Annotated in this window: 11 protein-coding genes and 1 pseudogene; 3 read left to right on the forward strand and 9 right to left on the reverse strand. The window is 71.5% G+C overall.

What is annotated here, in order from left to right:
* Positions 1–18: 18 nt before the first annotated feature.
* On the forward strand, positions 19–672 hold the full coding sequence (locus N865_RS07125; protein ID WP_034803453.1) for a DUF937 domain-containing protein: 654 nt from the start codon (positions 19–21) through the stop codon (positions 670–672).
* 331 nt (positions 673–1,003) lie between these two features.
* Here N865_RS07125 and gatB read toward each other — a convergent pair whose 3' ends face one another.
* The 3 genes from gatB to gatC form a co-directional block, all read right to left on the reverse strand.
* Positions 1,004–2,557, reverse strand: a complete 1,554-nt coding sequence (gene gatB, locus N865_RS07130; RefSeq protein WP_034803455.1) for an Asp-tRNA(Asn)/Glu-tRNA(Gln) amidotransferase subunit GatB — start codon at positions 2,555–2,557, stop codon at positions 1,004–1,006.
* Position 2,558: 1 nt separating this feature from the next.
* Complete coding sequence (gatA, locus tag N865_RS07135) at positions 2,559–4,088, reverse strand: Asp-tRNA(Asn)/Glu-tRNA(Gln) amidotransferase subunit GatA (protein WP_034803456.1); 1,530 nt, start codon at positions 4,086–4,088, stop codon at positions 2,559–2,561.
* A gap of 100 nt (positions 4,089–4,188) precedes the next feature.
* Positions 4,189–4,485, reverse strand: coding sequence for an Asp-tRNA(Asn)/Glu-tRNA(Gln) amidotransferase subunit GatC (gatC, locus tag N865_RS07140; protein WP_034803459.1), 297 nt, complete (start codon positions 4,483–4,485; stop codon positions 4,189–4,191).
* A 234-nt stretch (positions 4,486–4,719) separates the two neighbouring features.
* On the opposite strand from gatC, the gene N865_RS07145 reads away from it, so the two are divergent.
* Entirely contained in the window at positions 4,720–5,736 is a 1,017-nt protein-coding gene (locus N865_RS07145) for a glycosyltransferase (protein WP_051510308.1), read from the forward strand.
* Positions 5,737–5,764: 28 nt separating this feature from the next.
* Positions 5,765–6,304, forward strand: a pseudogene (locus N865_RS23895) (TetR/AcrR family transcriptional regulator); the annotation flags it as partial.
* A 135-nt stretch (positions 6,305–6,439) separates the two neighbouring features.
* Here the strand turns inward: N865_RS23895 and N865_RS23500 are convergent.
* The 6 genes from N865_RS23500 to ligA form a co-directional block, all read right to left on the reverse strand.
* A complete protein-coding gene (locus N865_RS23500; protein ID WP_245603695.1) occupies positions 6,440–7,459 on the reverse strand; it encodes a branched-chain amino acid ABC transporter permease in 1,020 nt (339 codons plus the stop codon).
* Positions 7,456–8,325: a branched-chain amino acid ABC transporter permease gene (locus N865_RS07160; protein ID WP_034803464.1), complete on the reverse strand. Its 870-nt coding sequence runs from the start codon at positions 8,323–8,325 to the stop codon at positions 7,456–7,458. Before N865_RS07160 ends, N865_RS23500 begins: the two co-directional genes overlap by 4 nt.
* A 79-nt stretch (positions 8,326–8,404) precedes the next feature.
* Positions 8,405–9,649: an ABC transporter substrate-binding protein gene (locus tag N865_RS07165; protein ID WP_034803465.1), complete on the reverse strand. Its 1,245-nt coding sequence runs from the start codon at positions 9,647–9,649 to the stop codon at positions 8,405–8,407.
* A 109-nt stretch (positions 9,650–9,758) separates the two neighbouring features.
* On the reverse strand, positions 9,759–10,535 hold the full coding sequence (locus N865_RS07170) for an ABC transporter ATP-binding protein (protein WP_245603696.1): 777 nt from the start codon (positions 10,533–10,535) through the stop codon (positions 9,759–9,761).
* The gene (locus N865_RS07175) at positions 10,528–11,286 is read right to left on the reverse strand and encodes an ABC transporter ATP-binding protein (RefSeq protein WP_245603697.1); all 759 of its coding nucleotides are present in this window, start codon (positions 11,284–11,286) and stop codon (positions 10,528–10,530) included. Before N865_RS07175 ends, N865_RS07170 begins: the two co-directional genes overlap by 8 nt.
* 190 nt (positions 11,287–11,476) lie before the next feature.
* Positions 11,477–13,660 carry an NAD-dependent DNA ligase LigA gene (gene ligA, locus N865_RS07180; protein ID WP_051510309.1) on the reverse strand — a complete coding sequence of 728 codons (2,184 nt, stop codon included), beginning with the start codon at positions 13,658–13,660 and terminating at the stop codon, positions 11,477–11,479.
* Between the last annotated feature and the right edge of the window lie 100 nt (positions 13,661–13,760).

Consider the following 13,760-nt stretch of genomic DNA (forward strand, 5'->3'; position numbering starts at 1 on the left):
GCCCGACGAGGAGGTGCCATGTCTTCGTACGACGAGATTCTCGACCAGGTCCCCGTCAGCCAGCTCGCGCAGCAGCTCGGTGTCGACGAGAGCGAGGTCACGGCGGCCGCGGAGAGCGCCCTGCCGGCCCTGCTCGGAGGCCTCCAGGCCAACGCGGGTGACCCGGCCGGCGCCGACTCCCTCATGGCAGCCCTGGCTCAGCACCAGGGCGGCATCACCGGCGTGCAGGACATCGACGTCGCCGACGGCGAGAAGATCGTCGGCAACATCTTCGGCGACCAGACCGACCAGGTCGTCAACCAGCTCGGTGGGCTCGGTGGCGGCGCCTCGGGCGGCCTCGTCCAGAAGCTCCTGCCCATGCTCGCCCCCATCGTCATGTCGTGGCTCGCGGGCAAGATCGCGAGCGGCGGAGGCCTGGGGAGCCTCCTACCCGGTGGCGCGGGAGGCGACGGCGGCACCCAGGTCGACAGCGGCCCCCTCTTCCCCGGCGGCCAGGGCGCCCAGAGTGCCCCCACCCAGGACCCCTCGGCGAGCTCAGCCGGCAACGGGTCGAACCCGCTCCAGGAGATCCTCGGCTCCGTCCTCGGGGGCGGCAGCTCCACAGGAGGCGGCGGCGCTGGGGACATCCTCGGCGGCCTGCTCGGTGGCCTCCTCGGCGGCGGCAAGCGCTGACGCTCAGGAGCTCGCGGGGTGAGGCCCGGGCCGGCCCTCAACCCGATTTGCCCGGGCCGCCGCCCGACACGCGGGCTCGCTCAGGAGCGCCGGCGGCAGTTCGTCATGAGAGGCGCGGTTCCCGGTATAGGGCCGCCGCCGGCGAATCGCTCCCCCACGCGCCAGGCGCCGTCCCCCTCCAGCCGGCGGCCCGTGGCCCACGCGAGCGAGTCAGCGGCGGCGCCTTCTTCACGCGGCGGCGCGTGGGCACCCACGCGCCGCCGATGCTCCGAGTGAGCGCGGGCTACGGACCGACGGCCCCAAACCCGCGGCGACCGCGGCTGCGCCGCGGCTACTGGAGCTTGTCGAGGATCAGGGAGCGGGCCTTGCCCGCGTCGGCCTGACCCTTCATCTCCTTCATCACCTGGCCGATGAGCGCACCAGCGGCCGCGACCTTGCCGTCGCGGATCTTGGCGGCGACGTCGGGGTTGGCCTCGATGACCTTGTCGACGGCCGCTTCGAGCGCGCCGTCGTCCTGGACGAGCTCGAGCCCACGGGCGTCGGCAACCGCCGTCGGCGTGCCCTCGCCGGCGAGGACGCCGTCGAGGACCTGGCGGGCCATCGAGTCGTTGAGGCGGCCGGACGTGACGAGACCGTCGAGCTCGGCGACGTGGGCCGGGGTCAGACCGATCTCAGCGGCATACGTCACGAGGTCCTGGGCCTGGGCGTTGGCGCGGCGCGAGGGCTCACCGAGCCACCACTTCTTCGCGGCGGCGGGACTCGCGCCGGCGGCGACGGTCTGCTCGATGAGCTCGACCGCACCCGCGTTGAGGACGTCGCGCATCTCGAGGTCGCTGTACCCCCACTCGCCCTGGAGGCGACGACGGCGCAGGCCGGGCGGCTCGGGCAGGGTCCCGCGCAGCGACTCGACCAGCTCGCGGCTGGGCGCGACGGGGACGAGATCTGGCTCGGGGAAGTAGCGGTAGTCCTCGGCGTCGGACTTCTCGCGGCCCGACGTGGTGACGCCGGTGTCCTCGTGCCAGTGGCGGGTCTCCTGCAGGATGGAGCCGCCGGCGGCGAGGATCGCGGCGTGCCGGGAGATCTCGTAGCGGACCGCGCGTTCGACGGAGCGGAGCGAGTTGACGTTCTTGGTCTCGGTGCGGGTGCCGAGCGGCACAGCGAGCTGCTCGGCGCTGAGCGGGTCGCCGCCGACCTTGGGCCGGAGGGACACGTTGGCGTCGCAGCGCATCGAGCCCTGCTCCATCTTGACGTCGCTGACATCGAGGGCGCGCAGGAGGTCGCGCAGCGCCGAGACGTAGGCCTTGGCGACCTCAGGGGCACGCTCCCCCGCGCCGACCATCGGCTTCGTGACGATCTCGATGAGCGGGATGCCGGCGCGGTTGTAGTCGACGAGCGAGTAGTCGGCGCCGTGGATGCGGCCGGTCGAGCCGCCGATGTGGAGCGACTTGCCGGTGTCCTCCTCCATGTGGGCACGCTCGATCTCGACGCGGTAGGTGCTGCCGTCCTCGAGCTCGACGTCGAGGTAGCCGTTGAAGGCGATCGGCTCGTCGTACTGCGAGGTCTGGAAGTTCTTCGGCATGTCCGGGTAGAAGTAGTTCTTCCGGGCGAATCGGCACCACTCGGCGATCTCGCAGTGGAGCGCGAGGCCGATGCGGATCGCCGACTCGACGGCCTTCTCGTTGACGACGGGCAGGGCGCCGGGCAGGCCGAGGCAGACGGGGCAGACCTGGGTGTTGGGCTCAGCGCCGAAGGTCGTGGGGCACCCACAGAACATCTTGGTGTTGGTGTGCAGCTCGACGTGGACCTCGAGGCCCATGACCGGGTCGAACCGGGCCATGGCCTCGTCGTAGTCCATGACGGCCTCGGTCGTGATGCTCGTTGACATCTCAGGCTCCCTTCGGCTCGGAGGTTGCGGTCAGCTCGGGGACCCGGTCGAGCAGGTGCCCACCCCAACGGTCGATCAGGGCGCCCTCGAGGGCCGCCCCGACCGTGTAGAGGCGCTCGTCCTGCATCGCCGGCGCGAGGATCTGGATGCCGGCGGGAAGCCCGTCCTCGTCGGCGAGGCCCGAGGGCAGGGACATGCCCGGGACGCCGGCGAGGTTGGCCGGGATCGTCGCGATGTCGTTGAGGTACATCGCCATCGGGTCGTCGAGCTTGTCGCCGAGCTTGAACGCCGTCGTCGGGGCCGTCGGGCTGACGAGCACGTCGACCTGCTCGAACGCCCTGGCGAAGTCCTGCGCGATGAGGGCGCGGACCTTCTGTGCGGAGCCGTAGTAGGCGTCGTAGTAGCCCGAGCTGAGGGCGTAGGTGCCGAGGATGATGCGGCGCTTCACCTCGGGTCCGAAGCCCGCGTCACGCGTCGCGGCCATGACCTGCTCGGCGCTCGGCGCGTCGACGCCCTCCGGGGCGACGCGCAGGCCGTAGCGCATGGCGTCGAACTTGGCGAGGTTGGAGCTCGCCTCGCTCGGGAGGATGAGGTAGTACGCCGCGAGGGCGTAGTCGAAGTTGGGGCAGCTCACCTCGACGACCTCGGCACCGAGGTCGACGAGGAGCTGGACCGACTCCTCGAAGCGGGCGCGGACGCCGGGCTGGTAGCCCTCGCCGCCGAGCTCCTTGACGATGCCGATCTTCAGGCCCTTGACGTCAGCCCGACGGGCCGCCTCGACGACGGCCGGCACGGGCGCGTCGATCGACGTCGAGTCGAGCGGGTCGTGCCCGCCCATGACGGCGTGGAGCAGGGCGGTGTCGAGCACGGTGCGCCCGCAGGGGCCGGCCTGGTCGAGCGAGCTCGCGAGAGCGACGAGGCCGTAGCGCGAGACGCCGCCGTAGGTCGGCTTCGTCCCCACGGTGGCCGTCACGGCCGCAGGCTGGCGGATCGAGCCGCCGGTGTCGGTGCCCGTCGCGAGGGGAGCCTGGAAGGAGGCGAGCACCGAGCTCGAGCCGCCGCCGGAGCCGCCCGGGATCCGATCGAGGTCCCACGGGTTGCGCGACGGGCCGTAGGCGGAGTGCTCGGTCGAGCTGCCCATCGCGAACTCGTCCATGTTGGTCTTGCCGAGGATCGGCATGCCGGCCTCGCGGAGGTGGCGCACGACGGTCGCGTCGTAGGGCGGGATCCAGCCCTCGAGGATCCTGCTGCCACAGGTGGTCGGCAAGCCCTTCGTCGTCATGACGTCCTTGACGGCGATCGGCACACCGGCGAGGACACCGAGCGACTCCCCCGCGGCGCGGCGCTCGTCGACGGCCCGGGCCGCGGCGAGCGCGCCCTCCCCGTCGACATGGAGGTAGGAGTGGACCTGGCCGTCGACGGCCGCGATGCGGTCGAGGTGCGCCTGTGTCACCTCGACGGAGGACACCGTGCCCTGGGCCAGGGCGTCGGCCAGCTCTGCGGCGGTGGCGCGGGTGAGGTCTGGGTTCACGTCAGCTGCCTTCGTTTCTTTTGGGCTGCAAGGAAGTTCGTCGAGAAGGAGGCGTATGCCGCTGAGCGGGCCGAGCGGCATACGGGCGTCACGTCGTGGCTCAGTCCTCGGTGAGGATGCGCGGCACGGCGAAGCGCTGCTGCTCTGACTCCGGGGCGCCGGAGAGGGCCTCCTCGGCCGTGAGGCTCGGGCGCACGACGTCGGGACGCGTGACGTTGGTCAGCGGCATCGGGTGGGACATCGGTGCGACACCCTCGGTGGGGGCCTGCTGGACCTTGGCCACGGACTCGAGAATGACGCCGAGCTCGCCGACCATCCGGTCGAGCTCGGCGTCCGACAGCTCGATGCGGGCCAGCCCGGCGAGGTGGGCGACGTCGTCGCGGGACAGAGAGGACATGAGGGCCAGTCTATGGGGACGTCCAGCACGCCCGGACCACCGCCCGCCGCCTGCGCATCCCCTGACTCGAGTGGTCTGAGGCGCCGCAGCGGTGCGCTGGGCTTGCCTTTGCAAACACTGTTCGCAAAGGAGTGGCCATGAAGGTCCTCGTCCTCGCACCGGGCACCCGCGGCGACGTCGCCCCCGCTGCCGGGCTCGGCGGAGCGTTCACGTCGGACGGGCACGAGGTCCGTCGTGGCCGGCGCCGACTACGCACCCCTGGTCACCGAGGCGGGGTGCACGTTCGTCCCGATCGACGCACCGATGACGCCGCCGGACGACGCCACCGGGGTGCGCGCCTACCTCGACGCGCTCCGGCGCTACATGGACGCCGGGGCCTCCGCCGCGCTCTCCGCGCTTGACGCCCGCGCGGGGTTCGACGTCGTGCTCACCAATGCCATCTCCCGCTACGGCCACGACATCGCCGAGCACCTCGGTGTGCCGTCGGCCGCGGCGCTGCTCCAGCCCGCCGAGCCGAGCGCCGCCTACCCGCCCATGCGCCTGCCGCGCGAGAGCCGGGCGGCAGCGCAGCGACGGCGGCGCAGTACTGGGCTGCCCGTCCACCACGGCATCAGCCCGGCGGTTCTGCCGCGTCCCGAAGAATGGTCCGAGCGGCTCACCCTCGACGGCTTCTGGTGGTCTCCGACCCGGGCCGGCTGGGAGGCACCGGACGACCTCTCCGCCTTCCTCGACGCAGGCACTGCCCCGATCGTCGTGACGCTCGGCAGCCTGCCACCAGGCGGCGAGACGACAGCGCAGATCGAGCGTGCCCTGCGGCCCGGCGGGCACCGGGTCATCCTGCAGGGTGACGTCCTGAGCGACGCCGCGGCGCACCTCGCGGGCGACCTCGGCCCGGAACGCGTCCTCCATGTCGGGGATGTGCCGCACGAGTGGCTGCTCCCGCGGGCTGCCGCCGTCGTGCACCAGGCCGGGGCCGGCGTGACGTCGTCGGCGCTGCGGGCCGGCACACCATCGGTGCCCGTGCCGACGCACACGGACCAGCCGTTCTGGGCCCGTCGCCTCGGCGCCTTGTCTGCCGGGACCGCGCCCGTGCCGATGAAGCGTCTGACAGCGGACGCGCTCGCCACGCGGCTCGGGGAGGCGACCTCGTCAAAGGCGCTCCGCGACGGGGCGGCACAGGTCGCCCGCGCGCTCGCTGCCGAGGACGGGACCATGCCGCTCCGGTCCTGGCTTCGCCGGCTCGCAGTCTGAGCGGCGACGACCCGTGACAATCGGTCACGTGAACGACGATGTCATCTGGCTGCGCCCCGAGCAGTCCGCCATCGGCCGTCCGGCGCGGCACACGCGGGCCGGCATCACCGAGGCCGCGGTGCGTATCGGCGACGAGCGCGGCCTCGCGGCGGTCACCATGCGCACCGTCGCCGCGGCCCTGGGCACCGGCGCCGGATCTCTCTACCGTCACGTCACGGGGCGAGACGAGCTCGTCGACCTCATGGCCGACCATGTGGCGGCTGAGTACGATCTGCGCCCACCGACCGGCGCGTGGCTCGACGACCTGGCCGAGCTGTCAGACCAAGGCCTTGCGATCCACCGCCGCCACCCCTGGCTCGCCGACATCCTCACGACGCCCATCCCCGGTCCCCACGGTCTGGCCCTCACCGAACACTGGTTGTCGGTGCTCGCCGACCACCCTGCCCGCGACAGCGACAAGCTTGTCGCGTTCGCGGTGACCAACGCCCTCCTCGGCGCCTTCGCCCGCACCCGCCACGGCGCCGACGAGGCGCGCGCGAGGGCGCAGACGGCATACGTCGCTCACGTCGTCGCGCAGGGCGGCACCCACGGCTGGCGGCCCTGCGGGTCGACGGGCCGACCGACCCTGAGCTGGTCTTCCCCGCGGTCGTGCGACGTACGCTGCGCGGCCTGCTCGACGGCTGACCCGCGGCGGCAGACCGGGTCAGCCGCGCGGCCGGCTTCTCCGGTCGATGACCCAGCGGCGGACGAGGTCGCGCCCCGTGCCCCAGATGCCGTGGCGGAAGAGAAGGACGATGACGACGAAGATCGCGCCGGTGATCATCCCGATGCCCTCGAAGCCCGAGCTCGCGAGGGAGTCCTCGAGCGTCACGACGACGCCCGCGCCGACGAGGCCGCCCCAGAGGGTGCCGATGCCGCCGAGGACGGTGACGAGCACGACCTTGCCCGAGGTCGTCCAGACGAGCTCTTGAAGCGAGGCGAAGCCGTGACTGATCGCGAACACGCCGCCGGCGAGCCCGGCCAGCCCTGCCGAGATGACGAACGCGCCGATCTTGTAGCGCTCCACGTCGTAGCCGAGGGCCCGGGCCCGCGCCGGGTTGTCGCGGACGGCCGTGATGACCCGGCCGAAGGGTGAGTTGACGACGCGCCACGCGATGATGATGCCGACAAGGATGAGGGCCGCGCCGGCGTAGTAGAAGTAGAAGGAGTCCTGCTCGATGGCCTCGATGCCGAAGAAGCTGCGTGGGATGCCCTGCAGGCCGTTCTCGCCACCGGTGAGGTCGCGGGCCTGGTTGGCGATGAAGTAGAGCATCTGCGCGAAGGCGAGCGTCACCATGGCGAAGTAGATGCCGGTCCGGCGCACCGAAAGGAAGCCGATCGGCACGGCGATGAGCATTGCGAACGCGGCGCCCCCGAGGACCGCGACAGGGAACGGGACGCCCCAGGTCGTCGCGATGAGTCCGGTCGCGTAGGCCGACCCGCCCCAGAACGCGGCGTGGCCGAAGCTGAGCAGCCCGGTGAAGCCGAGGAGCAGGTCGACGCTGATCGCGAAGAGCCCCCAGCAGAGGATGTCCATCGCGACGGGCGGGTAGATCCAGTACGGCAGCATGACGAGGACGACCAGGCCGCCGAGCAGGAGCAGCGGTCGCCACGGGCTGCGGCGCGAGAGGATCGAGGGCTGGGACAGGTCGACATCGACCGAGGCGGTCATCTGCTCGCTCATGCGATCTCCTCCCGTCCGAAGAGCCCCGAGGGCCGGACGAGGACAACGAGCGCCATCATGACGAAGATGACGATCTGGGCGTAGGCGGGTGCGTAGGCGATGCCGTACGCCTCGACGAGCCCCACGAGGAAGCCCGCGACGACGGCACCGAGGATCGAGCCGAGGCCGCCGATGACGACGACGGCGAACAGGATGATGATGAAGTTGCTGCCCATCTCCGCGGTGATGGCCCGGGTCGGGGCGGCGAGGACGCCGGCGAGGCCGGCGAGCGCGATGCCGAAGCCGAAGACGGGCGTCACCCACCGGCCGACGTTGATGCCGAGGGCGCGGGTGCGCTCCGGCGCCTCGGTCGCCGCCCGGACGATCATGCCGATCCGGGTCCGAGTGATGAGCAGGCCGACGGCGACGCAGACGACGACCGAGAAGACGCACGCGAAGATCGCGTAGGTGGACAGGCTGACGCTCCCGAGCGTCACCTGGCCGCCGAGCCCGGCGGGCACCTCGTAGGGAAGCCCCGAGACGCCGTAGCGCATCTTGACCGCCTCGACGAGCACGAGCGTCAGGCCGAACGTGAGCAGGAAGTTGTAGAGCGGGTCGAGCGCGAGCAGCCATCGCACGAGCAGCCGCTCCATGAGCACCCCGAAACAGAACATGACGACCGGCACGATGAGCAGGGCCGGCCAGAAGCCGAGGTCGAGCTCGGCGAGGAGGACCGCGGAGATGACGGCCCCGAGCATGTAGCAGGCGCCGTGGGAGAAGTTGACGACGCCGAGGACGCCGAAGATCACGGCGAGCCCGAGGGCCGACAGGGCGTAGAAGCCGCCGGCCGCGAGGCCCTGCAGCGTGTACTGGATGAATTCGCTCATGGCACCGTTCGATCGTTGCGCTGGCGGCCGGGCGGCCGGGCGCCCCCGGGAGGGCGGGGCCGCCCGGCCGAGGTCCGGGTCAGCCCAGCTTGCAGGCGGGGTTCGCCGGGCCGTACGCCTCGGCCGCGGGGATCGTCTTGAGGATCTCCTCGTAGTCCCAGTCCTCGGAGGCCGAGGACTTGACCTTGGCGAGGTAGACGTCGTGGACGACGGCGTGGTCGGCCTTGCGGACCTCGCCGTTGCGCAGGAAGACGTCGTTGATCTTCTTCCCCTCGAGCTGGGCCACGATCTTGTCCGCGTTGTCGGTGCCGGCCGCCTGGACGGCCTCGAGGTAGTTCATCGCGGCGGAGTAGTTGGCGGCGTTCGCGAAGGAGGGCCGGACGTTCGTCTTCGCCTTGAACCGGTCTGCCCACGCGCGGTTCTGCGCGTCGAAGTTCCAGTACCACGCGTCGGTGAACTGGGTCCCGGCGAACTGGTCGAGTCCGAGGGAGTGGATGTCGGTGATGAACATCAGCCCGACCGCCAGCGTCACCTTGCCCTTGAGGGGGCTCTGGTTGAACTGCTTGACGAAGTTGATGAGGTCGCCGCCGGCGTGCATCGACCCGACGACCTTCGGGTTGCCCTCACCGGCCTTGGTGAGGAAGGTGGCGAAGTTGTCGCTCGGGAACGGCGAGGCGATCGACTGCCCGACCGTTCCACCGGCCGCCTGCACCTGGGCCGTGAAGGACTTGTTCATGTCCTGGCCGAAGGCGTAGTCGGGGTAGACGATGTTCCACGTCGTGCCACCGCCCTTCGTGATCGCGCCGGCGGTGCCGCGGGCGAGGACGCCGGTGTTGTAGGCCCAGTGGAAGGTGTACTTGTTGCACTTGGCGCCGGTCAGGGCCGTCGTGCCGGCGCTGATGTTGATGTAGAGCTTCTTCTTGTTCGCGGCCTGCGTCGCGACGGCGAGGGCCGCGGCGGAGTTCGGCACGTCGAGGATGACGTCGGCCTTCTGCCGGTCGTACATCTCCTGGGCCTTGGAGTTGGCGATGTCGGCCTTGTTCTGGTGGTCGGCCTGGACGAGCTCGATCGTCTTGGCCACGGCCTTGTCGCCGTACTTGGCCTTGTAGTCGTCGATCGCCATCTGGATGGCGACGCCCGAGTTGGGGCCGGAGACGTCCTTGTAGACGCCCGACTGGTCGTTGAGCAGGCCGATGACGACCTTGCCGTCGCTGAGGCCGCTCGAGCCGCCCGACTGGGGCCCGCCCGCGCCGCCGCAGGCCGCGAGGGCGAGCGATGCGCTCGCCGCGATGGCGAGTGACCCGTGGATCTTCCTGCTACGCATGTCCCCTCCTGGGGTTGGTTGCTCGACAGAGCCGAGGTGTGGTGCTGGATGAGTGGTGCCGGGTGGTGCGTGCGTGATGAAGGGACGGCGGACGTGTGGCGCTGCCGCCCTACATGCCGAGGTGGGTGAGCAGCTCGCTCTCCCGGGCGCGGAACTCCTCGCCGGCGACGTGCAGCTCGACGCGGCCCTGCGCGAGCAGGTAGTGCCGGTCGGCGACCGTCGAGGCGAACCGCACGTTCTGCTCGACGAGGAGGACCCCGACCCCCGCAGCCGTGATGGCGCGGATGATCTCGCCGATGCGCTCGACGACGACCGGGGCGAGGCCCTCGCTCGGCTCGTCGAGGAGCAGCAGGCGCGAGCCCATCCGCAGGACCCGGGCCATCGCGAGCATCTGCTGCTCGCCGCCCGAGAGCTTGGTGCCGGGGAAGTCCCGGCGTTCGTGGAGCACGGGGAAGAAGTCGTAGACCCGCTCGAGCGACCACGCGTCGTCATGGACGACCGGCGGGAGCAGGAGGTTCTCGGCGACGGTGAGGCTCGCGTAGATCCCGCGGTCGTCGGGCACCCAGCCGAGCCCGGCGCGGGCCCGCCGGTCGGCGGAGGCACGCGTCAGCTCGACCCCGTCGAGCACGACGGAGCCCTGGAGCTGGCGGTGCAGTCCCATGACGGCCCGGAGCAGCGTCGTCTTGCCGGCGCCGTTGCGCCCGACGAGCGTGACGACCTCGCCGGGGGCGACCTCGATGCTGACGTCGGTGAGGACACGGGCCTCGCCGTACCACGCCGACATGCCGGTGACCTCGAGCATCGGGGTATGCCGCCTGGCCGGCGCCGCGACCGGGGCGCGGTCGGGCTCGGGCTTGGGGGCAGGCTTGGGGGCAGGCTCAGACATGGGCGCTCCCCAGGTAGGCGGTGATGACGCGCTCGTCGGTCCGGACCTCGTCGTAGGGGCCTTCGGCGAGGATCTGCCCGGCCTGCAGGACGGTCACGCGGTCGGCGAGGGAGCCGACGACGTGCATGTTGTGGTCGACGAGGACGACCGTGCGGCCGCTGGCGATGCGCTTGACGAGCGTGATCGTCCGGTCGATGTCCTCGATGCCCATCCCGGCGGTGGGCTCGTCGAGGAGGAGCAGCCTGGGGTCGAGCGCGAGGGCGATGGCGAGCTCGAGCGCACGCTTCTGGCCGTAGGCGAGCGACCCGGCGGGGACGCCGGCCCGGTCGGCGAGCCCGACCTGGTCGAGCAGCTCCATCGAGCGGTCGGCGAAGACCGACATCCGGCTGACCGGTCGCCACCACTGCCGGCCCATCCCGGTCGGGCTCGCCAGGGCGAGCTCGAGGTGCTCACGCAGGGTCATCTGCTCGAAGAGGCTCGTGATCTGGAACGAGCGGGCGATCCCGAGCGGGGCGATCTGCTCCGGCGCGAGCCCCGTGATGTCGCGCCCGTCGAAGAGGACCGAGCCGGACGACGGGGTGAGGAAGCCGGTGAGCAGGTTGAACAGCGTCGTCTTGCCGGCGCCGTTGGGGCCGACCAGAGCGTGGACCGAGCCCTCGGAGACCGTCAGGTCGACCTCGGAGACGGCCCGGAAGCCGCGGAACTCCTTGGTCAGCGAGCGGGTCTCGAGCAGCGGAGTGGCCGAGGACACCTGCACCTCCTCGTGCGGGATCGGTCGAACGGGGTCGTTCGTCGTACTCGTCGTCCGCGTCACCCCCACGTCGGGGGCCGCGGCGACGGGGCAAGCCTAGGCAGGCGAAACCCGCAGAATACGGTTGAGATCGACACAGATCGACCGGCACCTATGGGCTCTCACCACATGCGCCGGAGTGCCCGTCGTCCTACTCGGGCGATCCCGTCTCGAGAAGGCGCCGGAACCCGGCCTCGTCGAGGATCGGCAGGCCGAGCTCCTCGGCCTTGGCGGCCTTGGAGCCGGCGTTGGCCCCGACGACGACCCAGTCGGTGCTCTTGGAGACGGACCCCGCCGCCTTCCCGCCGCGGCTGATGATCGCCTCCTTCGTCTCGTCGCGGGAGAAGCCCTCGAGCGAGCCCGTGACGACGACGGTCCTGCCCTCGAGGGTGCGCGGGGTCGACGCGTCGACCTCGTCGGCCATGCGCACGCCGGCCGCCGCCCACCGCTCGACGATGTCGACGTGCCAGTCGACCTTGAACCACTCGGTCACCGACTCGGCGATGACGCCCCCGACCCCCTCGACCTGCGCGAGCTCCTCGGTCGAGGCGGCCCGGATCGCGTCCATCGTCCGGAAGTGGGCCGCGAGGGCCCGGGCGGCGGTCGGCCCGACGTGGCGGATCGACAGGGCGACGAGGACCCGCCAGAGGGGCTGGGCCTTCGCCTTCTCGAGCTCGGCGAAGAGGACCTCGGTGTTGGCCCGGGGCTTGCTCGGGGTCTTGGCCGTCGGCTTGGTCCAGAAGTAGAGCTCCTGCTGCCAGGGCCCGGGAACGCCCTTGACCTTGCGCCGCCGCCACACCATGACGTCGCGGAGGTCTTCGGGGGTCAGCTCGAACAGGCCGGCCTCCCCCGGCAGGACCGGCTCGGCCACGGGCCCGGAAGCCTCCGCGGGTCGGTCGAGCTCGGGGTCGGTCAGGGCGATGGCCGCCTCCCAGCCGAGCGCCTCGATGTCGAGGGCGCCGCGTGAGGCGAGCGCGAACACGCGCTCTCGCAGCTGGCTCGGGCAGGCCCGGGAGTTGGGGCAGCGGATGTCCTTGTCGCCCTCCTTCTCGGGAGCCAGGGCGGTGCCGCACGCGGGGCACGTGGTGGGCATGACGAAGGCGCGCTCGGTGCCGTCGCGCAGGTCGACGACGGGGCCCACGATCTCGGGGATGACGTCGCCGGCCTTGCGCAGCACGACGGTGTCGCCGATGAGGACGCCCTTGCGCTCGACCTCGTACGCGTTGTGGAGGGTGGCCTGCTCGACGGTCGATCCCGCCACGACGACGGGCTCCATGACGCCGTACGGGGTGACCCGGCCGGTCCGACCGACGTTGACGCGGATGTCGAGGAGCTTGGTGTTGACCTCCTCGGGCGGGTACTTGAAGGCGATCGCCCACCGCGGCGCCCGCGACGTCGCACCGAGCTGGCGCTGGAGGGCGATCTCGTCGACCTTGACGACGACCCCGTCGATCTCGTGCGGCCGGTCGTGCCGGTGGAGCCCGTGGTACTCCACGAACGCCTCCACAGCGCCGATGTCGGGCAGGACGCGGAACTCGTCGGAGGTCGGTAGGCCCCAGGCGCGCAGGGCGGCATACGCCTCGCTCTGGCGCTCGATGTCGAAGCCGGTGCGGGCGCCGATGCCGTGGACGAGCATGTGGAGGGGCCGGGAGGCCGTGACCCGTGGGTCCTTCTGGCGCAGGGACCCGGCGGCGGCGTTGCGCGGGTTGGCGAAGGGGGCCCGGCCCGCTTCGACGAGCCCGGCGTTGAGATCGGCGAAGGCCGCCGTCGGGAAGAAGACCTCGCCCCGGATCTCGACGAGCTCAGGCACGTCGTCGCCCTCGAGGACCGACGGGATGCCGCTGATGGTGCGGACGTTGAGGGTGACGTCCTCGCCGGTGCGGCCGTCTCCGCGCGTGAGGGCCCGCACGAGGCGCCCCTGCTTGTAGAGGAGGTTGACAGCGAGGCCGTCGATCTTGAGCTCGCTGAGGAAGTGCGCACCCGAGCCGACCTCGCGCTCGACCCGCTCGGCCCACGTGCGCAGCTCGTCGAAGGAGAACGCGTTGTCGAGGCTCAGCATCCGCTCGAGGTGGTCGACGGTGTCGAAGCCGGTCGCGAAGGCGGCGCCGCCGACGTTCTGGGTCGGGCTCTGCGGCGTGCGCAGCGAGGGGAACTCCTCCTCGAGCTCGTTGAGCCGACGGATGAGCGCGTCGTACTCGCCGTCGCTGATCGTCGGGGCGTCCTTGACGTGGTAGGCGAACTGCGCGGCGCTCGCCTGCTCGGCGAGCTCGGCCCACTCGTGGTGGGCCTGCGCCGGGACGTCGTCGGTGATGGGCTCGGGCGCGCTCTCGGTCACCCGCTCATCCTGCCAGCCGGCACCGACGCCGCGGCCGATGAGACGAGCGGCACACCCGCTGGCCGCGATGCAAGGTCGCACGGGTCTGGTCACGGGGTGA

It is taken from the genome of Intrasporangium oryzae NRRL B-24470 (assembly GCF_000576595.1).
Lineage (GTDB): Bacteria > Actinomycetota > Actinomycetes > Actinomycetales > Dermatophilaceae > Intrasporangium_C > Intrasporangium_C oryzae.